At 62.9% G+C, this 24,555-nt stretch carries 25 protein-coding genes; 12 read left to right on the top strand and 13 right to left on the bottom strand.

Annotation, left to right across the window (positions count from 1 at the left end; genetic code table 11):
- Positions 1 to 5 precede the first annotated feature (5 nt).
- Positions 6 to 434, bottom strand: coding sequence for a hypothetical protein (locus ACW9H9_RS06840; protein WP_457342400.1), 429 nt, complete (start codon positions 432 to 434; stop codon positions 6 to 8).
- A gap of 164 nt (positions 435 to 598) precedes the next feature.
- Between ACW9H9_RS06840 and ACW9H9_RS06835 the strand changes: the two genes are divergently transcribed.
- The gene (locus ACW9H9_RS06835; protein WP_457342437.1) at positions 599 to 1,483 is read left to right on the top strand and encodes a GlxA family transcriptional regulator; all 885 of its coding nucleotides are present in this window, start codon (positions 599 to 601) and stop codon (positions 1,481 to 1,483) included.
- Here ACW9H9_RS06835 and ACW9H9_RS06830 read toward each other — a convergent pair.
- Positions 1,480 to 3,117 (bottom strand): GMC family oxidoreductase, encoded by a 1,638-nt coding sequence (locus tag ACW9H9_RS06830; protein WP_457342399.1) that lies wholly within the window; start codon positions 3,115 to 3,117, stop codon positions 1,480 to 1,482. The two genes, ACW9H9_RS06835 and ACW9H9_RS06830, sit on opposite strands and share 4 nt — an antisense overlap.
- Positions 3,118 to 3,409: 292 nt before the next feature.
- Here ACW9H9_RS06830 and ACW9H9_RS06825 point away from each other — a divergent pair, with 292 nt between their 5' ends.
- On the top strand, positions 3,410 to 4,297 hold the full coding sequence (locus tag ACW9H9_RS06825) for a LysR family transcriptional regulator (RefSeq protein WP_457342398.1): 888 nt from the start codon (positions 3,410 to 3,412) through the stop codon (positions 4,295 to 4,297).
- Positions 4,298 to 4,307: 10 nt separating this feature from the next.
- Complete coding sequence (gene trpC, locus ACW9H9_RS06820) at positions 4,308 to 5,114, top strand: indole-3-glycerol phosphate synthase TrpC (protein WP_457342397.1); 807 nt, start codon at positions 4,308 to 4,310, stop codon at positions 5,112 to 5,114.
- On the opposite strand, the gene ACW9H9_RS06815 is transcribed toward trpC, so the two are convergent.
- On the bottom strand, positions 5,111 to 5,899 hold the full coding sequence (locus ACW9H9_RS06815) for an AraC family transcriptional regulator (protein ID WP_457342396.1): 789 nt from the start codon (positions 5,897 to 5,899) through the stop codon (positions 5,111 to 5,113). The two genes, trpC and ACW9H9_RS06815, sit on opposite strands and share 4 nt — an antisense overlap.
- Before the next feature lie 86 nt (positions 5,900 to 5,985).
- Between ACW9H9_RS06815 and ACW9H9_RS06810 the strand changes: the two genes are divergently transcribed.
- Positions 5,986 to 6,984 (top strand): bile acid:sodium symporter family protein, encoded by a 999-nt coding sequence (locus ACW9H9_RS06810; RefSeq protein ID WP_457342395.1) that lies wholly within the window; start codon positions 5,986 to 5,988, stop codon positions 6,982 to 6,984.
- A gap of 87 nt (positions 6,985 to 7,071) precedes the next feature.
- Positions 7,072 to 8,253, top strand: coding sequence for a sugar transporter (locus ACW9H9_RS06805; RefSeq protein WP_457342394.1), 1,182 nt, complete (start codon positions 7,072 to 7,074; stop codon positions 8,251 to 8,253).
- Positions 8,254 to 8,436: 183 nt separating this feature from the next.
- Here ACW9H9_RS06805 and tal read toward each other — a convergent pair whose 3' ends face one another.
- The 7 genes from tal to ACW9H9_RS06770 form a co-directional block, all read right to left on the bottom strand.
- On the bottom strand, positions 8,437 to 9,360 hold the full coding sequence (gene tal, locus ACW9H9_RS06800; RefSeq protein WP_457342393.1) for a transaldolase: 924 nt from the start codon (positions 9,358 to 9,360) through the stop codon (positions 8,437 to 8,439).
- A 22-nt stretch (positions 9,361 to 9,382) separates the two neighbouring features.
- The gene (locus ACW9H9_RS06795; RefSeq protein WP_457342392.1) at positions 9,383 to 10,336 is read right to left on the bottom strand and encodes a sugar-binding transcriptional regulator; all 954 of its coding nucleotides are present in this window, start codon (positions 10,334 to 10,336) and stop codon (positions 9,383 to 9,385) included.
- Between the two features lie 55 nt (positions 10,337 to 10,391).
- Positions 10,392 to 11,192 carry a glucose 1-dehydrogenase gene (locus tag ACW9H9_RS06790; RefSeq protein ID WP_457342391.1) on the bottom strand — a complete coding sequence of 267 codons (801 nt, stop codon included), beginning with the start codon at positions 11,190 to 11,192 and terminating at the stop codon, positions 10,392 to 10,394.
- Positions 11,193 to 11,209: 17 nt separating this feature from the next.
- Entirely contained in the window at positions 11,210 to 11,974 is a 765-nt protein-coding gene (locus ACW9H9_RS06785; protein WP_457342390.1) for an SDR family oxidoreductase, read from the bottom strand.
- 31 nt (positions 11,975 to 12,005) lie between these two features.
- Entirely contained in the window at positions 12,006 to 13,508 is a 1,503-nt protein-coding gene (locus tag ACW9H9_RS06780; RefSeq protein WP_457342389.1) for a sugar ABC transporter ATP-binding protein, read from the bottom strand.
- 15 nt (positions 13,509 to 13,523) lie between these two features.
- Positions 13,524 to 14,456 (bottom strand): substrate-binding domain-containing protein, encoded by a 933-nt coding sequence (locus ACW9H9_RS06775; RefSeq protein WP_457342388.1) that lies wholly within the window; start codon positions 14,454 to 14,456, stop codon positions 13,524 to 13,526.
- Between the two features lie 62 nt (positions 14,457 to 14,518).
- Positions 14,519 to 15,526: an ABC transporter permease gene (locus ACW9H9_RS06770; protein WP_457342387.1), complete on the bottom strand. Its 1,008-nt coding sequence runs from the start codon at positions 15,524 to 15,526 to the stop codon at positions 14,519 to 14,521.
- A gap of 363 nt (positions 15,527 to 15,889) precedes the next feature.
- Here ACW9H9_RS06770 and ACW9H9_RS06765 point away from each other — a divergent pair, with 363 nt between their 5' ends.
- The 3 genes from ACW9H9_RS06765 to ACW9H9_RS06755 are packed head-to-tail and all read left to right on the top strand — an operon-like array spanning position 15,890 to position 19,128.
- On the top strand, positions 15,890 to 16,726 hold the full coding sequence (locus ACW9H9_RS06765) for a transketolase (protein ID WP_457342386.1): 837 nt from the start codon (positions 15,890 to 15,892) through the stop codon (positions 16,724 to 16,726).
- Positions 16,716 to 17,648 carry a transketolase family protein gene (locus ACW9H9_RS06760; protein ID WP_457342385.1) on the top strand — a complete coding sequence of 311 codons (933 nt, stop codon included), beginning with the start codon at positions 16,716 to 16,718 and terminating at the stop codon, positions 17,646 to 17,648. Before ACW9H9_RS06765 ends, ACW9H9_RS06760 begins: the two co-directional genes overlap by 11 nt.
- A 4-nt stretch (positions 17,649 to 17,652) precedes the next feature.
- Positions 17,653 to 19,128, top strand: a complete 1,476-nt coding sequence (locus ACW9H9_RS06755; RefSeq protein WP_457342384.1) for an FGGY family carbohydrate kinase — start codon at positions 17,653 to 17,655, stop codon at positions 19,126 to 19,128.
- A gap of 33 nt (positions 19,129 to 19,161) precedes the next feature.
- On the opposite strand, the gene yghX is transcribed toward ACW9H9_RS06755, so the two are convergent.
- A complete protein-coding gene (yghX, locus tag ACW9H9_RS06750) occupies positions 19,162 to 20,049 on the bottom strand; it encodes a YghX family hydrolase (RefSeq protein WP_457342383.1) in 888 nt (295 codons plus the stop codon).
- A gap of 118 nt (positions 20,050 to 20,167) precedes the next feature.
- Here yghX and ACW9H9_RS06745 point away from each other — a divergent pair, with 118 nt between their 5' ends.
- Together ACW9H9_RS06745 and ACW9H9_RS06740 are read left to right on the top strand one after the other, a co-directional pair.
- Positions 20,168 to 20,362 (top strand): hypothetical protein, encoded by a 195-nt coding sequence (locus ACW9H9_RS06745; protein WP_457342382.1) that lies wholly within the window; start codon positions 20,168 to 20,170, stop codon positions 20,360 to 20,362.
- Between the two features lie 48 nt (positions 20,363 to 20,410).
- Positions 20,411 to 20,968: a YceI family protein gene (locus tag ACW9H9_RS06740; protein ID WP_457342381.1), complete on the top strand. Its 558-nt coding sequence runs from the start codon at positions 20,411 to 20,413 to the stop codon at positions 20,966 to 20,968.
- A 71-nt stretch (positions 20,969 to 21,039) separates the two neighbouring features.
- On the opposite strand, the gene ACW9H9_RS06735 is transcribed toward ACW9H9_RS06740, so the two are convergent.
- Positions 21,040 to 21,471: a nuclear transport factor 2 family protein gene (locus ACW9H9_RS06735; protein WP_457342380.1), complete on the bottom strand. Its 432-nt coding sequence runs from the start codon at positions 21,469 to 21,471 to the stop codon at positions 21,040 to 21,042.
- A 272-nt stretch (positions 21,472 to 21,743) separates the two neighbouring features.
- On the opposite strand from ACW9H9_RS06735, the gene ACW9H9_RS06730 reads away from it, so the two are divergent.
- Positions 21,744 to 22,214 carry a RidA family protein gene (locus ACW9H9_RS06730; protein ID WP_457342379.1) on the top strand — a complete coding sequence of 157 codons (471 nt, stop codon included), beginning with the start codon at positions 21,744 to 21,746 and terminating at the stop codon, positions 22,212 to 22,214.
- An 11-nt stretch (positions 22,215 to 22,225) separates the two neighbouring features.
- On the opposite strand, the gene ACW9H9_RS06725 is transcribed toward ACW9H9_RS06730, so the two are convergent.
- Positions 22,226 to 23,152: a LysR substrate-binding domain-containing protein gene (locus ACW9H9_RS06725; RefSeq protein ID WP_457342378.1), complete on the bottom strand. Its 927-nt coding sequence runs from the start codon at positions 23,150 to 23,152 to the stop codon at positions 22,226 to 22,228.
- A 113-nt stretch (positions 23,153 to 23,265) separates the two neighbouring features.
- Between ACW9H9_RS06725 and metC the strand changes: the two genes are divergently transcribed.
- Positions 23,266 to 24,420: a cystathionine beta-lyase gene (gene metC, locus ACW9H9_RS06720; protein ID WP_457342377.1), complete on the top strand. Its 1,155-nt coding sequence runs from the start codon at positions 23,266 to 23,268 to the stop codon at positions 24,418 to 24,420.
- Positions 24,421 to 24,555 lie beyond the last annotated feature (135 nt).

Below are 24,555 nucleotides of genomic sequence, written 5' to 3'. Positions count from 1 at the left end.
CTGCGTTACCCCTCAACCTGGCGGCCAGGCTCGCCATCGTTCAGGTACAGGTCGCCGTACTGGTCACCCACCGCTTCATACATCAAGCGTGAAAACAGCAGCGCGGCTTCCAGCGGGTAATGGTTGATCATCAGCGAGTCGGCCTCACCGGCCGCGTTGTAATGCACCCACACCGCGCATTCGATGGGCACGCCACGCACGGTGGCGCGGTAAGACTCCATGAAAAACCCGTCGCCGGTGTCGCCGCGGTAGGTGAAGTCCTGGAAGTCATACAGCGTAATGGCGTGCTTGATCAGCGCCAGGATGGCGCCCTTGCCGTGCACCGGGCGTTTGAGCACCACACCTTGCACGGTGGCGTCGTCCGCCAGTTTGGCCAGCCACGGCGGCGGGCCGAGCGGTTTGGGCATGACGGGGGCGGTGTCGTTGAACTGCATGGCGTGCCTCTGTTGGGTGGGTGGCGCCGACTTCTCGTGGCCTGGAAAAGAAGATACAGTCGCCGCTTGTGTCACAAATGTCGTTTTTGCCGCTATTTAGGACGTCTCGGGAGGCTGCCTTGGAACACCGTATAGGGTACGTCTTGGGCCACGGCGATCAGGTGATGGGGTTTGCGGCGTTGTCGGTGTTCGAGATCGCCAATAACCACACCGGCAAGCCGCTGTATCAGGTGAGCGTGTTGTCGGAAACTGGCGGGCCGATCCGCAGTTCGATGGGGGTGCACATTCACTCCCATGCGTTTGACGATTCGCCCTACGACACGTTGCTGTTCGGCAGCGGCGTGGGTGCGCCGCTGGGGGTGGTCGAGTTCGCGCGCAAGGCAAGCGGCCGTGTGCCGCGCATTGCCTCGATCTGCGTGGGCGCGTTTGTGCTGGCCAGGGCCGGTTTGCTCGATGGGCGGCGAGCCACCACTCACTGGGTGTATACCGCGAAGCTGCAAAGCCAATTCCCGGCGATCAAGGTGGAGGAAGACCGCATTTTCATCCATGACGGCCCGCTCTGGACTTCGGCCGGGATGTCTGCCGGTATCGACCTGGCCTTGGCCATGGTGGAAGAAGACCACGGCCGCGACCTGGCCACGATCGTCGCCAAGAAGCTGGTGCTGTACCACCGCCGGGCGGGGGGGCAGTCGCAGTTTTCGGTGATGCAGGAACTGGCGCCCAAGTCCGACCGTATCCAGGCAGTGCTGGCGTATGCGCGAAAAAACCTGCGCCTGGCGTTGTCGGTGCCGTTGCTGGCGGAGGTGGCGCACCTCAGCCCGCGCCAGTTCAGCCGGGCGTTTTTGGCCGAAACCGGGCAGTCACCGGCCAAGGCCATCGAACGCTTGCGGGTGGAAGCGGCGCGGTTGTTGTTGGAGGAGGGGCATCACGCCATGGATTACGTGGTGCAGCACACGGGCTTCGTCGACCGTGAGCGCATGCGCCGCTCGTTTCTGCGGGCCTTCGGGCACCCGCCACAGACGATCCGGCGCAACGCACGCGGGGACTAGGCGTAGCGCCAGGCCTTGATCAGGTCGGCGCCTTTTTCGGCGATCATCAGCGTCGCGGCGTAGGTGTTGCCCGAGGTGATCATGGGCATCACCGACGCGTCGATGACTCTCAGGTTGTCGAGGCCATGCACCCGCAGTTGGGCGTCTACCACGGCCATGCGGTCCGAGGCCGGGCCCATTTTGGCGGTGCCGACCAAGTGGTAGCCGGTGGAGCCGTGACGCTGGCAAAAGTCGAGCATTTGCTCGTCGGTGCGGGTGGCCAGCCCCGGGATGGTTTCTTCGGTCAGGTACTTGGACAGGGCAGTGGCGTGCAGTAAGCGGCGGATGATCTTCATGCCCGCCACCATCACGTCCTGGTCCAGTGGGTGTTCCAGGTAATTGGGCTGGATGAGCGGGTCCTGGAACACGTCGCTCGATTGCGCCTGCACGTAGCCACGACTGAGCGGGCGATGTTGCCACCAGCCGCCCGTGACGCCGGGGTAGGCGTCCAGCATGTAGTGTTTGCCTTCCTTGTAGCTGCCGGGGGTGAACACGCATTGCAGGTCCGGTGTGGCGACGTCCTCCTGGGACTTGCAGAACAGGTACACCTGCGACGGCACCTGCGCCAGGATGCTGGGTTGCTTGAACGCCCACTTGAGCAGTTGCCCGGCCAGCCGGGGCAAGCGGGCCAGTTCGTTGAGCGTGACGTTTTCGGGGCGCGCGCGCATGACCATGCGGGCCGAGTAATGATCGATCAGGTTGGCGCCTACGCCCGGGGCGTCGTGCACCAGCGGAACGCCCAGTTGCGCCAGCAGCGCTTGCGGGCCGATGCCGGAGATTTGCAACAGGCGCGGCGTATTCACCGCACCGGCGCACAGGATCACTTCCTTGCTGGCCATCACGTAGAATTCGGGCCCGTCTTTTTGGCTGCGGTAGCGCACGCCGATGGCGCGCTTGCCGTTCATCAGGATCTGGTCGACGCAGGCGTGGGTGGTCAGCGTGATGTTGCCGCGCTTCATCGCAGGTTTCAGGAACGCCCGGTAAGCGCTCACGCGATAGCCCCGGTCAATGGTGCGTTGGAAGTAACCGGTGCCAGCCTGGTCGCCGTTGTTGTAGTCGGGGTTGCGCCGGTGGCCCTGTTCCACCGCCGCTTGCATGAAGCCCTCGGAAATCGGGTGGAACCAGTCCATGTCGCTGACGGCGATGGGGCCCTGACGGCCGCGAATCCCGTCGCCGCCGTCGCCGATGCGGCGCTCACTCTTGGCAAAGTAGGGCAGCACGTCCTGATAACCCCAACCGGTGTTACCCAGGCTGGCCCAGTGGTCGTAGTCCTGGGGTTGGCCGCGCACATAAATCATCCCGTTGATGGAACTGGAACCGCCCGCGACGCGCCCTTGGGTGGTACTGATGCGGCGATGGCCTGAACCGGCAGAGGGCTCGGTCTTGAAGGGCCAGGTAATGTCCGCCCGGCTCAATGTTTTAACAAAGCCTGCGGGTATATGAATATAAGGCGTGTGGTCGGCGGGGCCCGCTTCTAATACCCGAATGGTCAATTTAGGGTCTTCGCCTAATCGTGCTGCGATAACCGAGCCGGCCGCGCCAGCCCCCACAATGACGTAATCGCAATAGTGGGTATTTTCAAAGGTTCTGGGCATGGAGTTTTTCCTCTAGTCATAAAGGTAAAAGTCCATTTTCAAGAGAGTCAGTGGGCCTGAGTTGAACGCTGAAGAGGGCAGGCGAGTGAATGTTATTGAGCAAAAGTCTTTAAGAAAAGTGGCATTTTTGACGGTGGGCGTGCAAAAAATTCATCCAAGAAGTGTGCGCAGGCCTATTCTGGATCCAATAAGTGGCGTGCTTGCTAAACACTAAGTTACCGGGTAAGTTTCTGCCGCATTCGGGTAGCGGTAAGCCAGGCAGGCACACCCTGTTCAGTCGAGGAGGTCTGCCGTGTCACTCGGTGCCTATGAAGTGTTTATTGCCATTGCCGAGCGGGGCAGCCTGGCGGCGGCCGCCCAGCAATTGCACCTGTCGCCGAGTGCGGTCAGCCATGCATTGACCGCGTTCGAGCAGGACCTGGGGTTTTCCTTGTTCGTGCGCAACCGCAGTGGCGTAAAGCTCACCGTCAGTGGTGAAGCCTTGATGCCATCGGTTCGCGCGGTGCTCAATGCCAACGAAGCGTTGCACCAGCAGGCCGCCAGGTTGCAGGGGTTGCAGACCGGTACGGTGCACCTGGGCGCGTTCAGTAGCGTCAGCATTGCCTGGGTGCCAAGGCTCATCAGCGGTTTCACCCAGCGTTATCCCCACATCCGTGTGGTGGTTGAACAGGGCGGCTACGAAGACGTCACCGATTGGCTGCTGACACAAAAAGTCGACCTGGGGTTTGTCACGGTTCCCGGTGCGCCGGGCCTGGAGTTAGTGCCGGTTTATGATGACCCGCTGGTCTGTATTGCGCCGGCCCACTTCAAACCGGTTCATCGGCACTTTGTCACGGTGGCCGAATTGTCCGAACAAGATGGCGTGGTTCAGCGCGATGATTACGGCAAGGAAATACAAGGGTTATTGAGCCAGAATAAAATTGCCCTTAAAACCCGTGCGCGGGGTATTGATGATGCCGCGATTATTGCCATGGTAGACAGCGGGTTGGGGGTGGGTGTCATGGCTGAATTAACGGCCCGCAATTATAAAAGTTCGGTAAAGATGTATCCTTTTTTACCGGCAGAGAAACGAACGATTGCCGTGGCGTCATTAAAGTACGCTGCACTATCGCCTGCCGCGAAAGTGTTGCACGACTACATGGTTGATACGATTGAAAGTTGGTATCCATTGTCACGTTAATACATAAGGGTTGGGCATGAGCGATATTCTCAAGAAGATTGAAGCGTACAAACTCCAGGAAATTGCCGCCGCCAAGGCCGCGATCTCCCCGGCGGATATCAAGGCCATGGCCTTGGACCAGGCCCCCACCCGTGGCTTTTTAAGCGCCTTGAAGGCCAAGCAGGCGCAGGGCGCGTTTGGGCTGATCGCCGAGATCAAGAAGGCCAGCCCGTCCAAGGGGCTCATTCGCGAAGACTTCAACCCGCCCGCACTGGCCCGGGCCTATGAAGAGGGCGGCGCTGCCTGCCTGTCGGTGCTCACCGACACCCCCAGCTTCCAGGGGTCGCCACAATTTCTGGTGGACGCACGCAATGCGTGCACACTGCCAGCCTTGCGCAAGGACTTCATGTTTGACACCTACCAGATGTACGAAGCCCGCGCCTGGGGCGCCGACTGCATTCTGTTGATCATGGCGTCGTTGACCGATGGCCAGGCCGCCGAGTTTGAGGGCGTGGCCATGGACTTGGGCATGGACGTGCTGGTGGAAGTGCACGACGAGGAAGAGTTGCAGCGTGCATTGAAGTTGTCTTCGCCGTTGCTGGGGGTGAACAACCGCAACCTGCGCACTTTCGAGGTGAGCCTGTCGGTGAGCGAGCGCCTGGCGTCCCTGGTGCCAGCCAGCAAGTTCCTGGTGGGCGAAAGCGGCATCTTCACCCATGCCGACTGCCAGCGCCTCAAAGGCTCGGGCATCAACACGTTCCTGGTCGGTGAAAGCTTGATGCGCAAGGACGACGTCGCTGCCGCCACCCGTGAGCTGTTGACCGGGCACGGCGCCTAAGGGAAAAACTCCCCCGGTGTGGCGTCGAACTGCTGACGGAACGCGTTGATAAAGGCCGAGGTGGACTCATAACCACAGGCCAGCGCCACATCGGTGACGCGCTCGCCTTGCTCCAGGGCGGGCAGGGCGCTGAGCAGGCGCAGGCGCTGGCGCCAGGCGCGAAACGTCAGGCCGGTGTCCTTCAAAAACAGGCGGCTCAGGGTTTTCTCGCTGATGGCCAGCTTTTCGCTCCACTGGCCCAGGGTGGTCTGTTGTTCCGGGTGCAGGTCCAGGCTGCGATAGATCTGGCGCAAGCGGCTGTCATGGGGCAGTGGCAGCATCAGGTCCACCTTGGGGGCGGCGGCCAATTGGTCGAGCACCACTTGCGCCAGTCGCCCGTCGGGGCCGTCCTCGGCATATTCCACCGGCAACTCGCTGAAGCTTCGGATCAGCTCGCGCAGCAGGCTGCTCACCGCCAGTACCTGGCAACGCTCGGGCGCCCAGGGCGTGACGCTGCCATCGAGGTACAGGCTGCGCATTTCGGTATGCGGCGAACTGAAGACGCGATGCGGCACGCCCGCCGGGATCCACACCGCGCGCTGGGGCGGTGCGATAAAGCGCCCGGCGCTGGTCTGAATCTCCAACACCCCGGAAATGGCATAAGACAGCTGCACCCACGGGTGACTGTGGCGGCGGGTCAGCGCCCGGTTGGGCAGCGATTCGGTACGCCCATACAACGGGCGCGGCAGGCTGGAAAGCCCGGGGACGCTGCGGCGCACGGTCTTGTCATGTCCTTTAGGCGGCATTTACTGGCTCATTGGCGTTAGTCGGTAATATGGCGTTAAGTTAGAGTCGCACCGACGCTCTTGGCAACCCCCGGAAGATCCTGCTTATGACCCGCCCCCGTTTCCTGCCTGACAACTTCACCCTGACCCTCGTCGCCACGGTCGCCCTGGCCTCGTTGTTGCCCGCCAGCGGCCAGACCGCCGTGGCATTCGGCTGGGTGACCAACCTGGCTATCGCGCTGCTGTTTTTCCTGCACGGCGCCAAGCTGTCGCGCCAGGCCATCGTCGCCGGTGCCGGGCACTGGCGCCTGCACCTGCTGGTGTTCAGCCTGACGTTCGTGCTGTTCCCGCTGTTGGGGCTTGCGCTCAAGCCGGTGCTGTCGCCGCTGATCGGCAAAGACCTGTACATGGGCATGCTGTACCTCTGCGCGCTGCCCGCCACTGTGCAGTCGGCGATTGCCTTTACCTCCCTGGCCCGGGGCAACATCCCGGCGGCCATTTGCAGCGCGGCGGCGTCGAGCCTGTTCGGCATCTTCCTCACGCCGCTGCTGGTGACCTTGCTGCTCAATGTGCACGGTGACGGTGGTTCCACCGTGGACGCGATCCTGAAAATCAGCGTGCAACTGCTGCTGCCGTTCATCGCCGGGCAGATCGCCCGCCGCTGGATCGGTGACTGGGTGGCGCGCAACAAGGCCTGGCTCAAATTCGTCGACCAGGGTTCGATCCTGCTGGTGGTGTACGGCGCGTTCAGCGAAGCCGTCAACGAAGGCATCTGGCACCAGTTGCCGCTGTGGGAACTGGGTGGCCTGGTGGTGGCGTGCTGCGTGTTGCTGGCCCTGGTGCTGGCGGCCTCGACCGTGCTGGGCAAGGCTTTTGGGTTCAGCCAGGAAGACCGCATCACCATCTTGTTCTGCGGTTCGAAAAAGAGCCTGGCCACCGGCGTGCCCATGGCCCAGGTGTTGTTTGCCGGGGCGAGCATGGGCGTGCTGATTTTGCCGTTGATGCTGTTTCACCAGATCCAACTGATGGTGTGCGCCTCGCTTGCACAGCGCTATGCCAAACGGCCGGAGTCGGTGGCGGAACTGATGGGGCAGGTGGATCCATAACACGGCGTGTTACTATTTTTTTCGCGCAGCTCAAGGACGGTATCGGGCCGACTGGATCTGCGCGCAACTGAGTATGACGACCCGTAAATGAGCCTTTCCACAGTCACACCGCAAACCAACTGGCAACCGGTCATCGCTCTCGCGCTGGCCGCCTTTGTGTTCAACACCACCGAATTCGTCCCCGTAGGCTTGCTCAGCGCGATTGGCGCCAGCTTTGACCTGCCCACCGCCCAAGTCGGGCTGATGCTGACCATCTATGCCTGGATCGTGTCGCTCACGTCCCTGCCAGTCATGTTGCTGACGCGTAACGTGGAGCGGCGCAAGCTGCTCATCGTGCTGTTCGGGTTGTTTATTGCCAGCCATGTGCTGTCGAGCCTTTCTACCCACTTCATCGTCTTGATGATCAGCCGTGTCGGGATTGCGCTGTCCCATGCGCTGTTCTGGTCCATCACCGCGTCGCTGGCGGTGCGCCTGGCGCCTGCGGGCAAACAGGTGCAGGCGCTCGGGCTGTTGGCCACGGGCACGTCGCTGGCGATGGTGCTGGGTATTCCGTTGGGCCGCTTGCTGGGAGAGGCCATGGGCTGGCGCACCACCTTTCTGGTGATCGGCGTGTTCGCCGCCGGGCTGGTGTTTTGGCTGGCGCGCACCTTGCCATTGTTGCCAAGCCAGAACTCCGGTTCGCTGCGCAGCTTGCCGCTGCTGTTCAAGCGCCCGGCGCTGGTGGCGCTGTACGTGTTGACTGCGCTGGTGGTGACGGCGCAATTCACCGCCTACAGCTACGTAGAGCCTTTTGTCGAAGGGGTGGCCGGTATGAGCGGCAATGCCGTCACCCTGATCCTGCTGGTGTTTGGCGGGGCGGGCATTATCGGCTCGTTGTTGTTCAGCCTGGTGCACCGCTTCAACCCGCACCTGTACGTGGTGATCACCGTCGGCGTGCTTGCCCTGTGCCTGTTGTTGCTGCTGCCATTGAGCGGGGCAGAGTCCTACCTGGTAATGCTGAGTGTGTTCTGGGGCATGGCGATCATGAGCTTTGGCCTGGCGATGCAGTCCAAGGTGCTGGTGCTGGCGCCGGATGCCACGGACGTGGCCATGGCGATGTTCTCCGGCATCTACAACATCGGGATCGGCGGCGGTGCGCTGATGGGCAGTTGGGTCGGCAGCCACTTTGGCTTTGCCTGGATCGGCCTGGTGGGTGGGGCCGTGGCGGCCCTGGCGCTGATCGGCTATTGCCTGGCGATCCACCGTTACGGGCAAGGTGTCCGCCCTTGAGGAGAGCGCTGTTGAAACGAGGCGGCCTGGCTCAAGCAGCGTCATGCCTGCGGGGCAACGGTGAGCTGCTTGAGCGACGCCTACACGCAACGTATTGCGCGGTTGCGTGCCTTTATCGATGAGCGCGTGGCCACCCAAGGGCCGTTTTGAGCCGATTGTGCGTCGGCTCAGGCCCGCAGTGGGTTACAACCCCGCCAACAGCGCTTCGAGCTTTTCCTGGTCCCGCGCGAATTGGCGAATGCCTTCGGCCAGTTTCTCAGTGGCCATGGCGTCTTCGTTGGAGGCCCAGCGAAACTGCGCTTCATTGAGGTGAACCCGCGCTTCACCGGAGGCGGCGGGCACCAGTTTGCGCGCCAGGGGGCCCTGGTCTTCACCCAGCTTTTGCAGCAGGTCCGGGCTGATGGTCAGGCGGTCGCAACCGGCCAGTTGTTCGATCTGGCTCAGGGTGCGAAAGCTTGCGCCCATCACCACGGTGTCGATGCCGTTGGCCTTGTAGTAGTCGTAGATACGCGTGACCGATTGCACGCCCGGGTCTTCGGCGCCGGTGTAGTCAAGGCCGGTGTGCTTGCGATACCAGTCGTAGATACGGCCCACGAACGGCGAAATAAGAAACACCCCGGCGTCGGCGCAGGCGGCGGCCTGGGCAAAGGAGAACAGCAAGGTCAGGTTGGTCTGGATACCGGCTTTTTCCAGGCGCTCGGCGGCGCGGATGCCTTCCCAGGTGGAGGCCAGTTTGATCAGCACGCGCTCGCGGCCGATGCCGGCGGCGTCGTACAGGGCGATCAACTGGTTGGCCTTGGCCCACAAGGCTTCTTCATCGAATGAAAGGCGGGCGTCGACTTCGGTCGAGATACGCCCCGGTATCACCTGCAAGATCCCGCAACCCACCGCCACCGCGAAGCGGTCGCAGGCCTGGTCGACGTCGCCTTTGGCGTGGCTCACGGCGCTGCGCAGCAGGTCGGCATAATCGGCGATGCCCGCCGCCTTGAGCAGCAGCGACGGGTTGGTGGTGGCGTCCACCGGGCGCAGGCGGGTGATGGCTTCCAGGTCGCCGGTGTCGGCGACCACGGTGGTGAACTGTTTGAGTTGTTCAAGTTTGGACGTCATGGCGGGCAGTCTCCTTAAAGGGTCAATCGTTGAGGGCCAGTGCGGTGTCCAGGTCGGTGATCAGGATGTCGAGGTAGCCGCCCTTGAGCGCGCCACGAATCGCCTGGACCTTGTTCAAGCCACCGGCCAGGCCGAGCACGCGGTGGATCGAGCGCAGCTTGGGCAGCGCCACCGACACCACGAATTCTTCGTCTTCCTCCAGCACCGGCTGGCCCTGGGCGTTGAAGTAACGCAGGCAGATATCGCCCACGGCGCCGCGCTCGGCCAACAGGCGCAGCATGTCTTCGGTGTAGTAGTTACCGCTGTTGCGCAACAGCTGCGAGGGCTCCAGGTCGCCGATGCCGACAATCGCCAGAGTGATGCTGTCAAAGCGGTGCAGCACCTCCTTGACCTCTTCCATCTCGACGATGCGCTGCTTGCTCTGCACCGATTGCTCAATGCTTTGCGACGGCAACAAAAACGCCGGGCAGTTGAGCAGGGTGGCCAGGCGCTGGGTCAGCAGGGTGGCTTCAAAGGCGCCCTTGTGGCCGACCCCGCCCAGCAGTTGCACGACTTCCTCGGCGCCTTGCTTGCCGGGTTGGGCATGCAGGTAACCGACCATGGCGCGGATGGTGCTGCTCCATGACGAGATGCCGATATGGTCGTGCGGCGACAGGCTGGTTTCCAGGTAGTGGGCGGCGGCCGAGCCGATGGCCTGCTTGATGCTTTCATCGTTGCCCGGCTCGGTGGCTTCGACCACGATCACCCGGCGCACGCCGTAGCGCCGTTGCAGCTGGCTTTCCAGTTCCAGGTGCAGGCCTTGCAGGCGCATCACGGTGATTTTCACCACGCCGTCCTGCAACGCCCGGCGCAGGGCGCGGCTGATGAAAGACTGCGACAAATCGAGCAGCGTGGAAATCTCGGACTGCTTGAGCCCTTCCTCGTAATAGAGGCTGGCGATCTTGGTGATCAGGCGCTGTTCTTCGATCTGGCTCATGAAGGCCTCAGTGGTGAAATCAATGCCGGGCAGGATACCAAACCGGCGCGGCGCGTCACGACATGATCAGGCCGCCGTCGATATTGATGGCCTGGCCTGTGAGGTAGGCAGCATCGTCGGAGGCCAAAAACGCCACCAGGCCCGCCACATCCGACGGCTTGCCCGCGCGGCGCAAGGGGATGTTCTTGACCCACTCGGCCATCAACTCGCCCTTGGCATAGCGTTTCTCGTCGGTGCTGAGGATCTGGCCCCAGACGCGGTCGTTGTAGTCCCACATCTCGCTTTCGATGATGCCCGGGCAGAACGCGTTGACCGTGATGTTGTGCCGCGCCAGTTCCAGCGCCAGGCTTTGGGTGATGCCGATCACGCCCATCTTGCTGGCCGCGTAGTGCGGGGTGTAGATGAAGCCCTGGCGGCCCTGGCCGGAAGAGGTGTTGATCAACCGGCCGCTGCCTTGCTTGACCATATATTTGGCCGCTTCACGGCAGCCCAGCCACACGCCGGTGGTGTTCACCTGCAGCACCTTGTCGAAGTCGGCGCGGGGCATTTTGTCGTAGTGATCGATGGTGATGATGCCCGCGTTCTGCACCGACACATCGATGCTGCCAAAGCGTGCGTGGGCGTCGTGGTAGAGCTTTTCGATATCGCTTTCGTCGGTGACATCAATGGCCAGGGCCAGGGCGTCTACCGCGTATTGCTTGGCCAGTTGCTCGGCGGTGAACGTCACGCGCTCCAGGTCGTTGGAGGCCAGCACCAGGTGGGCGCCTTCCTGGGCGAAGCGCTCGGCGATGCCGGCACCAATACCACGGCAGGCGCCGGTGATGACCACGGTTTTACCGCTAAAACGTTGAGACATGACAGGGCTCCAGAGGGTTACCAGCAAACAAAGCCGCCATCGACCAACAGGTCGACGCCGGTGCAGAAAGACGACGCCTGGCTGACCAGGAAAATCGCCGGGCCGACCATTTCTTCCACCCCGGCCATGCGGCCCATGGGCGTGGTCTGTTCAAAAGTCTTCACCTGTTCGGCCACTTCCGGGCGCGTGTTCATCGGCGTGGCGGTGTAGCCGGGGCTGATGCAATTCACCCGCAGGCCCTTGTCGGCCCATTCCATGGCCAGGCTTTTGCTGAGGTGGATCACCCCGGCCTTGGAGGTGTTGTAGTGGGCCTGCAACAGCCCGCGGTTGACGATGCTGCCGGACATGGACGCGATGTTGACGATCGCGCCTTTGCCCCGGGGCAACATCACCGCCGCCTGGGCCTGGCAGCTCAGGAAGATGCCGGTGAGGTTGATGTCCAACATGCGTTGCCAGCGTTGCAGGTCCAGGTCTTCGGCAGCCTGGGCATTGGCGATGCCCGCGCAGTTGACCGCCACGCTCAACGGGCCCAAGGCGTGTTCGGCGCGGGCCACGGCGGCGTCCAGTGCGGCGCGCTCGGTGACCGTGCCGCCCAGCGCCAGGGCGCGCCGCCCCAAGGCCTGGATGCGTTCAACGGTGCTGGCAATACCGGGGCTGTCGGGCAGGTCGAAGCAGGCCACGTCGGCCCCGGCTTCGGCCAGCCCCACGGCGATGGCCTGACCAATACCGCTGCCCGCACCGGTGACAAAGGCGACCTGTCCATCAAGGCGAAAAAGTTGCATGCACATACTCCGTGTCAGTTGTTGTACGCGGTCAGGCGGTGGCCATTTCCATCACCGACACCGGCGTGGCGTCCCCGCGCTCCAGAATGCCCATCTGCCGGCCCCGGCTCATGACCATCACGCGGTGCGACAAACCCAGCACTTCATCCAGGTCGGAACTCACCACAATCACCGCCATGCCCTTGGCCGCCAGTGCTGCGATCACTTCGTAAATCGCTGCCCGTGCGCCCACGTCGATGCCCCGGGTGGGCTCGTCGAGAATGAACACCTTGGGGTTGCGCGCCAGCCATTTGGCGATGATCACCTTTTGCTGGTTGCCGCCGGACAGGCTCGATATGCGCTGCTGCGGCGCACCTTTGACCCCCAACCGCGCCACCGCCGTCTCGGCGAACGCACGCAGGCGGGCAGGGAACACCCAGCCGCGTTTGTCCAGCAGGTCGGTGTTGCCATACACCAGGTTGTCTTCGATGCGATGCTCGACCACCACGCCTTGCTGCTTGCGGTCTTCGGGCACCAGCACCACGCCCGCCTGGATCGCTTCGGTGGGCGTGCGCAGCTGGCGCACTTCACCGTCCAATTGCAGGTGGCCCTGGATGTCCTGGGCCGCACCGGCAATCACGCGCACCAGCTCGGTCCGCCCCGCGCCCACCACACCGGCAATGCCGAACACTTCGCCCGCGCGCACGCTGAAGTCGATGCCGTGCAGAGCAAGCTCACGGCAGCGCAGGTCCTTGACCTGCAACATCACCTGATCCTGGGGGGCGTGCAGGGCCGGGAAAATACGCTCCAGGCTGCGCCCCACCATTTGTTCGACCAACTCGCGCACCGGCACCTGGGCGCTGGCGTGCAGGGCGATCTGGCGACCGTCGCGCAGCACCAGGATGCGGTCGGCGATGCGTGCGATTTCTTCCAGGCGGTGGCTGATATAAATGAACGAAACGCCCTCGGCCTTGAGCCGTTCCACCTGCTTGAACAACAGCTCGGTTTCTTCACCGCCCAAGGCGGCGGTGGGTTCGTCGAGGATCAGCAAGCGCGCCTTGAGGGTCAGCGCCTTGGCGATTTCCACCAGTTGCTGGGCTGCCACACTCAGGCCTTCGACCTTGCGCGAGGCGGGCACCTTGAGCCCCAGTCGCTCCAGTTGGATCTGGGCCTGGGCCTCGATGTAATCGCGGTCGACCCGCCCGTGACGCATGGGCAGGCGACCGACAAAGATGTTTTCGGCGATGGACAACTGCGGCAGCAGGCGGATCTCCTGGTGGATCAAGCCGATGCCCGCGTTCAACGCCGCCCCGGGCGATGCCGGGGCGTAGGGTTGGCCGAGCCAGGTCATGCTGCCCCCGGCCTCGGGTTGCACCAGGCCTGCGATGATCGACGACAGCGTGGACTTGCCCGCGCCGTTTTCGCCGAGCAGGGCCAGCACTTCGCCGGGGCGGATGTCCACGTTGATCTGCGACAGCACCTGCACCGGCCCGTAGGCCTTGCCGATATTGCGCAGGCACAGCGCGGCGTCGCGATTATCCAGAGCAGCTTGCATGGCGACCTCCAAGGGTTACGGGTGCTGTTGCAAGAACGGTGCGACGTTGTCTTGGGTGGTCAGCACGGTTTCCAGCAATTGCTCCTTGGGCACGGGCTTGCCCGCCTTGAGGTCGATGGCCGAGGCCACGGCCAGGCGCCCCATTTTCTGGGTCTGCTGGGTCATGGTGGCGTTGAGCACGCCGCTTTGCACGGCCTTGAGGCCCGCCACGTCACCGTCAAAGCCCACCACGACCACCGGGTGATCGAGGTTGCCGACCTTCACCGCCTGCGCGGCGCCCAGGGCCATGGCGTCGGCGCGCCCGAAGAATACGCTGATGTTGGGGTCACGCTGGAGCAGGTCCTGGGCCACGGCGAAGCCTTTGTCCTGGGCCCATTCGGCCGGTTGTTCGGCCACCACTTTAAGGTCCGGGAACGCCTTGAGGCCGTCCTGGAAACCCTTGGCCCGATCGATTTCCGGGGTGGTGCCCAACTGGCCTTGCAGGATGGCGATGCGGCCTTTGCCGCCGGTGACTTTGCCTACGTACTCGGCCAGGGTGCGCGCACCGGCCACGCTGTCGCTGGCGATAAAGGTATCGCCCGGCGCGTCGGGGGCGTTGCGGTCTACTGCGATCACCGGAATACCGGCGGCCTTGGCGGCTTTGACCGGCACACCGGCGGCGGTGGCACCGGCAGGGATGTAGATCAGCACGTCGATCTGGCGGGTGATCAGGTCTTCAATCTGGCTGACCTGGGTGGAGGAGTTTCCTTGGGCGTCCACGGTGATCACCTTGATCCCCTTGGCCTTGCCCTCGGCTTCCACCGATTGCTTGATCTGGTTGAAGAAGTCGGCCTGCAAGTTGGCCACGGCCAGGCCGATGGTCAGATCCTTGGCCCAGGTGGTGCCAGCCGTGGCGAGTGTGGCGGCGGCCAGGGCCGTGGCCAGAAGCAGTTTCTTGGTGCTGAACATATCGGTGACTCCTGATTTTATTGTTGGAGGGTGTCAACTTTCGAACAACGGTAAAACGTGAATCAGCGTGCCGTGCTGGAGCGGCGGCGCAGGGTGTCGATGGTCACGGCGAGGGCGATCACCACGCCAATCACCACCTGTTGAATGAACGGCGAAACGCCCAGCAAGTTCAGGCCATTGCGCAGCACACCAATGATCAGCACGCCCACCAGGGTGCCGCCGATGCTGCCCACGCCGCCGTTGAGGCTGGCGCCGCCGATGACCACGGCGGCGATGGCGTCCAGTTCCAGGCTCAGGCCGGCGCTGGGTTGCGAGGAGTCCAGGCGCGCGGCCAGCGTGACCGCGGCAATCCCGGCGAGGGCGCCGCTGATGGCGTACACCCACAGCGTGATCGCCCGCACTCTGATGCCCGACAGGCGCGCCACTTCAGGGCTGCCGCCCATGGCATACAGGTTGCGCCCACCGGCCCGAAAGCGCAGGAACACCCAGGCCACCACCAGCATGATCAGAAACAGCGCGACCGTGGCCGACAGGAAACCAAAGTGACGCACCGTGGCCAGGCGGGTGAACCAGTCCGGGAAGCCGACGATCTGCCGGCCTTCGGTGAGGATATTCGCCAGGCCACGGGCTACCGACATCATGGTCAGCGTGGCAATGAAGGGCGGCAGTTTGGCGTAGGTGATCAGCCCGCCCGACACCAGGCCGGCCAGCATGCCGCTGGCGATCGAAATCGGAATCGCCAGGGCCAGGGACATCGACTGGTCCTGGTACAGCCAGCCGAGCATCATCATCGAGAAGGCCAGCACCGACCCCACCGACAAATCGATGCCGCCAATCACGATCACTGCCGTCATGCCGATGGCCAGGATGCCGAGCACCGTCACCTGATCAAGAATGTTCAGGCCATTGCGCACAGAGAAGAAGAATTCGGAACTCAGGGAGAAGACCAGCACCAGCAACAGCAGGCCGATCAGCGGGCCGCCGATGTTGCTGGGCAGCAGTTTCACCAGCCGCGGGCGGCGGGTTGGCTGGGTATCAGCCGGGTGATGGACAGAGGCTTTGACGTCCACAGTGTTCTCCTGACTTGTTTTTTTTGGAGTGCCTTCAGGTCATTTGAATATTTATGCATGCCTGACTGTTAATTCAGATTCTAGTGGCGCCGGACCAAAGTCAAGCGCTTTAATTTTCATCTTTAGCTGCAAACCCCCGTCTTTGCACGGCGAAAACCCGCGCGCTAGAGAGTCGCGAGCGGAGTTTAAGCCGTCTGTCCGAGGCCCTTTGCGCGGTTTTATTTCATTTTTGTAGCGCTTGCGCCCTTGACCTGTCCGTGGATCGGCGTCTAAATAGAAATATATTGTCACTGCTGAATAAATATTCAAAAGACAGCTTGAGACACTTTCACCCCGCGTGGTCAGCCTCACAGGAGCCGCTGCATGAATGCTTTCCAGTACGACGCCCCCCAGATCCAAGAGCAGGCCCGGCTGATCCGGCGCCATGTGATCCGCTTGAACGCCGACTCCCCGGCCGGTGGCCACACCGGGGCGGACCTGTCGGAAACCGACATCCTCGCCACGCTGTACTTTCGCATCCTCAACACGGGCCCGGCCCGCACCGAAGACCCGGAACGCGACATCTATATCCAGAGCAAGGGCCACGGGGTAGGCGGGCTGTATTGCTGCCTGGCGCAGGCGGGCTACATCCCGCAGGACTGGCTGGCGACCTATCAGCACTTCAATTCCCACCTGCCGGGCCACCCGGTGCGCCAGAAGACTCCGGGCATCGAGCTCAATACCGGCGCCCTCGGCCACGGTTTGCCGGTCGCCGTGGGGCTTGCACTGGCGGCCAAGATGTCGGGCAGCAAAAAACGTATTTATGTGCTCACCGGCGACGGGGAGCTGGGCGAGGGGTCCAACTGGGAGGCGGCGATGGCGGCGGCCAAGTACGGCCTCGATAACCTGTTCGTGATTGTCGACAAGAACAAACTGCAACTGGCGGGCCTGACCGCCGACATCATGCCGCTGGACCCGCTGGACGTGAAATGGGCCGCCTTCGGCTTTACCGTCAGCGAGTGCGACGGCAATGACGTGGGCCAGTTGATCCAGTCCCTGGAAACCATGCACACCCGCACCGGCGCGCCGCAGGTGCTGATCGCCCACACCGTCAAGGGCAAGGGCGTGTCGTTTATCGAAGCCCGCCCCGAATGGCACCACCGCGTCCCCAAGGGTGACGAAATCAACGCAGCACTGGAGGAGTTGAGTCATGGCGAGTGAACATCTGGCAAGCGTCATGGTGGACGCCTTTATCGCGGCCGTGGATGACGGCATCGACCTGGTGCCGGTGGTCAGCGACTCCACGTCCACCGCCAAGATCGGCCCCTTTATGCAGCGCTTTCCCGAGCGCCTGATCAACGTGGGCATTGCCGAGCAATCCCTGGTCGGCGTCGCGGCGGGCCTGGCGCTGGGCGGCAAAGTGGCGGCTACCTGTAATGCCGCGCCGTTTTTAATTTCCCGCGCCAACGAGCAGATCAAGGTCGACGTTTGCTACAACCAGGCCAACGTGAAAATGTTCGGCCTCAACGCCGGGGCCAGCTACGGCCCGTTGGCCAGCACCCACCACAGCCTGGACGATATTTCGGTGATGCGCGGCTTTGGCAACGTACAGATCTTCGCCCCGGCCGACGCCACCGAGTGCCGGCAGATCGTCGACTACGCCCTGCGTTACCAGGGCCCGGTGTACATCCGCCTGGACGGCAAGGCCTTGCCCGACGTGCACAGCGCCGACTACCGCTTTGTGCCCGGGCAGGTCGATGTGCTGCGCCAGGGCGCCGATGTGAGCATCGTCGCGCTGGGGTCGGTGGTGCATGAAGCGGTCGAGGCGGCGCAGCGCCTGGCTGAGCAAGGCATCGACGCGCAGGTGATCAACCTGTCCTCGATCCGCCCGCTGCAGCGCGAGGCGTTGCTCAGCGCCTTGAGCGGCACGCGCGGGGTGATCACCGTGGAAGAGCACAACATCAATGGCGGCCTTGGCAGCCTGGTGGCCGAAGTGCTGGCGGAAGCCGCGCTGGGCATTGCGCTGATCCGCCTGGGCATTGGCGACGGTGAATACGCCGCCGCCGGTGCCCGCGAGCCGACCCGCGCCTTGCATTGCATCGACGCGGCTGGGATCGTGGCAGCTGCCACTCGGTTGCGGTGAACCCATGACAACAACGACTCCGCTGATCCTGGCGATTGACGAAGGCACCAGCAACGCCAAGGCGGTGCTGGTCAACGAACTGGGGCAGGTGATTGCCCGGGGCTCACGGCCGCTGTCCATCAGCCATCCCCACGCCGGTTTTTCCGAGCAGGACCCGCTGCTGATCTGGCAGCACACCCTGGCTGCCCTCGAAGAGTGCCTGGCCCAGGTAGACCGCCCGGTCACGGCGCTCGCCATCAGCAACCAGCGCGAATCGGCCCTGGCCTGGGACCGTCACACCGGCGCGCCGCTGTCGCCGTGCATCAGTTGGCAATGCCGACGCTCCACGGCGTTGTGCGCCCAGTTGCATGAGCAAGGCCACGAAGCAGACATTCTCGCCAAGACCGGCCTGGCGCTGGACCCGATGTTTTCAGCGGGCAAGTTCCGCTGGATCCTCGACCACCTCGAAGACGGCCACGCGCGCGCTGCGGCCGGTGATATTTGCCTGGGCACCGTCGACAGCTGGCTGCTGTGGCAACTGAGCGGCGGCCAGGTGTTTGCCACCGACTACTCCAATGCGGCGCGCACCCAGCTGTTCAACCTGCACACCCGTGCCTGGGACCCTGAGTTGCTAGCACTGTTCGCCATCCCGGCCGCGGCCCTGGCGCCGATCCAGCCCAGTGCCGGTTTTTTTGCAACCACCGTTGCGGTGGGCGGGTTGCCTGCGGGCATCCCGGTGATGTCGATGATCGGCGACTCCCACGCCGCGCTCTACGGGCAAGGCGGTTTCGCCCCGGGGCTGGTCAAGGCCACGCTGGGCACCGGTTCGTCCTTGATGACACCCATGAGCGGCCCGTTGGCTTCCACCCATGGACTGTCCACCACCCTGGCCTGGCATGACGGCCACACCGCGACCTTTGGCATGGAAGGCAACATCGTCCACACCGGCGCCGCCGTGCAGTGGGCCGCGCGCCTGCTGGCTGGCGAGTCGCTGGACGTGCTGACCGAACAGGCCGCGCAATTGCCCGACAACGGCGGCGTGTACTTCGTCCCGGCGCTCTCGGGCCTGGGGGCGCCGCACTGGAAAGCCGACGCCCGTGGCTTGCTGTGCGGCCTCACCGAAGCCACCGGCGGCGCCCACATCGTGCGGGCGGCGCTGGAGTCCATCGGGTATCAGATCCGGGATGTGTTTGAGGCCATGCAAAAAGACATCGGCAGCCCGCTGCGCGAGCTGTGGGTCGACGGCGGCGCCACTCGCAACCGCTGGCTGATGCAGTTTCTGGCCAACCTGCTGCAACGCCCGGTGGTGCGCAGCCTGTCGCCGGAAGTCTCGGCACTGGGCGCTGCACATTTGGCGGGCAGGGCCCTGGGCCTGTGGCCCGACGACGCAAGCCTGGTAGGCCTGGAGCGTCAGCGCGAACGCTTTGAGCCGCAGGCAGACGCATGCGTGGAGGCCCTTTACAACGACTGGAAAAAAGCCTTGTCACGCACGCTTTCCTGAGTGGCCAACAGCGCGCCCGGGGTGGGCTGAACGTCAGGCCAGGTACTGGCGAAACCACCCCAGCGTCCGCTCCCACGCCAGCTGTGCGGCGGCCTCGTCGTACCGGGGCGTGGAGTCATTGTGGAAGCCGTGGTTGGCGCCCTTGTAGACAAACCCCTCATAACGGCTGCCCGCCGCCTTCAATGCCTGTTCATACGCAGGCCAGCCTTCGGTGATGCGGCTGTCCAGCTCGCCGTAGTGCAGCATGATCGGCGCCTTGATGCGCGGCACATCCTTGGCCTCGGGCTGGCGCCCGTAAAATGACACCGCCGCACCCAGTTCCGGGTAGGCCACGGCCGCCGCATTGGTCACGCCACCGCCGTAGCAGAACCCGGTGATCCCCACTTTGCCGGTGCTGGCGTCGTGGTGCATCAGCCATTCGATCGCGGCAAAAAAATCGTTCATCAGCTTTTGCGGATCGACTTGCTGTTGCAGCGCAACGCCTTTCTCGTCGTTGCCCGGGTAGCCGCCCACCGAGCTCAGGCCGTCCGGCGCCAGGGCGATGAACCCGGCCTTGGCCAGGCGCCGTGCGACGTCTTCGATGTACGGGTTGAGGCCACGGTTTTCGTGCACCACCACCACCGCCGGGACTTTGCCGCTGACCTGGGCCGGGCGCACCAGGTAGCCGCGCACGGTGCCGTTGCCCTTGGGCGAGGGGTAGGTGATGTAGTCGGCGACGATCGCCGGGTCGGTGAATTTGACCTGCTCGGCCAGGGCGTAGTCGGGGCTCATGGCGGCGAGCAGGGCAGAGGCGGTCAGCCCGGCAACGGTGAACTGCGCGGCGCGGTCCAGGAACTGGCGTCGGCTGATCGCGCCGTGGGCGTAGCCGTCATAGAGTTCCAGCAGTTCAGGGGCGAAGTCTTGGGCGGTCAAACGAGTCATCGGTGGCGTCCTCGGTGAGCGGTGGTGCTCAATGTAGTCCATCGGGGGCCCGGCCTGCCGGGAATAAATCGCGTCGGTGGGGTGTTAGTTCTCAGGCATACCGTCCGAGGGTTAACCCATGCAAGAAAAACTTATAAAAGGACGCAGTCTCGAGCTGCCCGGCTTCGACAACCAGAGTATTTCACCGCCGGTCGTCGACGATCCTGCGCACTCAGGCATCACTTTTAAACCGGGTGTCGCCAATAACCCGTTGATCAGCCATACGCGGCGCCCGGCGATTTACCAGCGCCCGTTGTACCCGCAGAGCGTTTGACTTCTATCCTTTAACCCGGAGGCGCAAGACAGCCTCAGCGGAGACACCATGAAACGCCGACTACTCGCTGCAGCTGTGTTTGCCCTGGGGGCCATGTCCACTGCCCACGCCGTGGAATACACCGACGTCAACCCGACGGCCAGCACCTTGAGCTTTACCTTTGATCAGATGGGGCAACAGGTGTATGGCACCTTTGGCCAATACCAGGCCTCGTTGAGCTTCGACACGCAAAACCCGGCGGCGGCCAAGACCGTGCTCACCATCGACTTGAAGAGCATCAACGCCGGCAGCGACAACGCCAACAACGAACTGCCCAAGGCCGGTTGGTTTGACATGGCGACCTACCCGGTGGGCACGTTCGCCTCGACCCGCATCACCGACCTGGGCGACCAGCATTACCTGTTCAGCGGCAACCTGACGATCAAGGGCCAGACCCGGCCTGTGGACGTGCGCGTGGCGCTCAAGGAGCAGAGCGGCATCGGGGTGTTCGACGGTGAGTTTGTGCTCAAGCGCGATGACTACAAGATCGGCGCGGGGGAGTGGGCGAGCAGCGTGGTGTCCAACGACATCCGCATCAAGTTCAAGATGGTTGCGCCGGAGCGCTAAATGTCAGCCCCGCGACCAGCCACCGCCGAATGTCCGGTGGCCTGGCGCGGGTGTAGAACCTCAGGGGTTTTTTAGAACTTGAACGCCTGACGGCCGATCAGCAGCCATTTGCCTTTTTGTTTCTGCCAGATCTGGAAGTTCTCAATCTCGGTCGGCACTTCAACACCGCTGTTCACCGCCTGGGCGGAGAAGTGGTTGCGCACCAGCGCGGTATCGCCGTTCAGGGTGATGGTCTGCTTTTGCATTTCCAGGGTCTTGAAACCGCTGCGGCCGGTTTCGATGTCGGCGATAAATTCCTGTTTGTTCTGGATCTTGCCGCTGGAGTGGCCGTAGGTGAGGTTGTCGGCGGTCAAGGTCTGCAACTGCTTGATGTCTTTGTGCAGCATGGCCTGGGTCAGGTGGTCGACCGCTTGGGCAACGTCCTTGTCGTTCGCGGCAGGGGCGGCTGCCACGTAACCGCTGAACAGGCACAGAAAACCGATCAACGCTTTGACGTTTCGCATGGGTGTTTCCTTATTGTTGTGGAGGGGAGGCGCGACAAAGTGCCAGTGCGGCCAAGTCGTCGTACAACCATGCCGATTTATTGCTGATAAGAAAAGTGAATTTTGCGGTACGTGCGAAAAAAGCCATAATGCTGGGCGATTTGTAGATGTTCATTCTTATGTGATGTCCTATCACTTAGCAGGTTTCGTTCAAAGTTACGTGGCCACTGTTCGTGCAGCTGGCACATAGCTATGCTGTCGGCCACCCCCCTGACAGGTAAGGATTCGCGCCCATGACACCGGATGAAAAATACCTCGCCGTACAGCAGCGCCTGGGTTACCGGCTCACCGAATTCAAGATCGGCGGCAACTACACCGCCTTGCTGCGCGACGGCCACCACCTGTACATCAGCGGCCAGATCCCCCGCGTGGGCGACGCCATCGTGCTGCCCGGCAAAGTCGGCGACACCCTGGACCTGGCCCAGGCGCAACTCGCTGCGGGCGTGAGTGCGCTGCGTTGCCTGGGGCTGCTCCAGCAGGCGCTGGGTTCGCTGGACCAGGTCAAGTCCATCCCACGCATCACCGTATACGTGCGCAGCGCTGAACATTTTGACCAGCAAAGTGAAGTGGCCAACGGCGCCTCGGACGTGCTGCACGAAGTGCTCGGCAGCGCCGGGGTGCACACCCGCACGTCGGTGGGGGTGATGCAGTTACCGAAGTCGGCGGCGGTGGAAATAGACATGATCGCCGTGGCGCATGGCTGAGGCGGCGCGGTTTATGGGGCAAGGATGGCCTTGATCCGGCTCTGCGACTTTTTCAGGTCCTTGTTCAACTGAATCCGCATGGCGCTGATGAACTGCTTGGCGTTTTCCTGCAGCGGCTTGCCCGGGCGGAAAATCAGGATGCTGGAAAAGCGCACGTCCACACTGAGGGGCTTGACCACCAGGCCCCTGTCCAGAAAGTCGCACACCGTCGTCGGCGCTACCACCCCAACGCCCTGGCCGAGCAACGCCAGTTCGCAAACGGTATGGGCATACGGCGTCTCGATACGCACCTTCAGCTTCACCCCGGCGGCCGCCATTGCCGCTTCCAGCCGATGGCGGCTGCTGTCCTCGGGGTTGAGGGCGATGAAGTCGATGTCGGCAAGATCGGCAGGGTGAATGAGGGCGCGCCGGGCCAGCGGGTGGGCGGCATGCATGACGACGCAGCCCAAGGTGTCGACAAACGGCGAGTGCTCCAGGCCTGCCACCGGCATTTCATCCGCCATCAGGCCAAAATCGCATTGGCCAGCGGCCACTTCCTGGTGCACCTCGCGGGAACTGAGGATTTTCAATGACACCTGAATGTCTTTTTTGCCGGGCTCGAACGCGGCCAGTGCACGGGGCATGAACGAATTGCCCAAGGCCGGGTGAGCGGCCACGACCAAGCGGTTGATCCCACTCACGCGAAGGCTCTTTATGCGGTGTTCGATCGCTTCAAAGCCCATGTAGAACTTGTCGACATCCACCATCAGCGCCGTCGCTTCCCGGGTGGGAATCAGGCGGCCGCGGGCGCGCACGAACAATTGCAGGCCGGAGCTGCCCTCCAATTTGCGGATGGCCTGGCTCACCGCCGGCTGGGAGATGCCCAGCATGTTGGCGGCCTTGATGGTGCTGCCGGCAATGACCACGGCGCGGAAAATCTCGATGTCACGAAAGCCCATGTCGGGTCTGCCAGGCTATAAGTTGGGCTTATAGCCTAAGTCGTTTCCAGTGTTGTTGCCAGGGGCTTGCAGGCACAGAATCGGCTCATTCACCAACGCAGGGTTTCATGACTATGAGTTTCAAAGATCACGCCGATAATCCCTACGCCAGCCTGTCGCCCGCCGTGTGGCGCGGCTCAACCGTGGTTTTTGATTCGTTCGAGGACTTCGCCGCGCGCAAAAAGCGCCAGCCCGACGGCTACAGCTACGGCATCACCGGCACGCCCACCGCGCGCGGGCTGGAACGCCGGATTGCAGACCTTGAGCATGCCCGACACTGCGTGGTCACGTCCTCGGGCCAGGCCGCGCTGGTCGCGGTGATTATGGGGGTTGTGCGAGCAGGTGATCACTTGCTGGTATCAGACTCCGCCTACGGTGGCCTAAAGGCATTCGCCAGCGGTTGGTTGGCGGGGCTTGGGGTTGATGTGCAGTTCTACCCGCCCACGGTGGACGCGCAAATCGAAGCGTTGATCAAGCCCAACACCAAGATGATCTGCATCGAGGCACCGGGCACCATCACCATGGAAATGCAGGACGTGGATGCCATCGTAGAGGTCGCCCGGCGTCACAGCGTGCTGACTATGATGGACAACACGTGGGCGAGCCCGTTGTTTTTTCGGCCGTTGGATCATGGCATCGACTTTTCTGTGGAAGCGGCCACCAAGTGGTTTGGCGGGCATTCGGACGTGTTGATGGGCGCGATCAGCCTGAACAACTTCGCGCATTACGAAGTCTTGCGCCAAACCCAGAGTACGTTGGGGCTGGCGGTCAGCCCGGAAGACTGTTTTCTGGTGCAGCGTGGCCTGGATACGTACCCGCTGCGGCTGCACCAGCAGAGCAGCCATGCCTTGAAAGTTGCGCGCTGGTTGGAAAGCCATCCGCAGGTGACCCAGGTGCTGTTTCCGGCCCTGGAAAGTCATCCCGGCCATGCGGTGTGGAAAGCGCAGTTCAAAGGCAGTGGGTGCCTGTTCTCATTCATTCTCAAACCGGCGCCAGAGCAAGCGTTCGGCGCGTTTTTCAACGCCCTGGAGCATTTTCCGATCGGCGCCAGTTGGGGCGGCACCCATAGTCTGGTGGCCTATTACCCGGCGACGCAGCAACAGGCCCGCGCGCATTGCTTTACCGACCAACCGATTCTGCGCATTTCCATCGGCCTGGAAGACCCTGATGTGTTGATCGCCGACCTGGATAACGCATTGCGCCAATACCAATCCTTCACCGAGGTATGAACCCGTGACAAGGGGCGGCAAACCGTCAGGTTCTGCAAGCCCCTGCACTTTTGAACCGCTACCACCTTAAGGTTCTCGCGGTGAGTCAACCGCAAGAAAGGATGGAAAAAATGACAATAAAGACAAGCGTTCGAA

It is taken from the genome of Pseudomonas sp. SDO5215_S409 (assembly GCF_054071325.1).
Note: the sequence above shows the minus strand (reverse complement) of the source record. Positions and strands in the feature narration are given on the sequence as shown.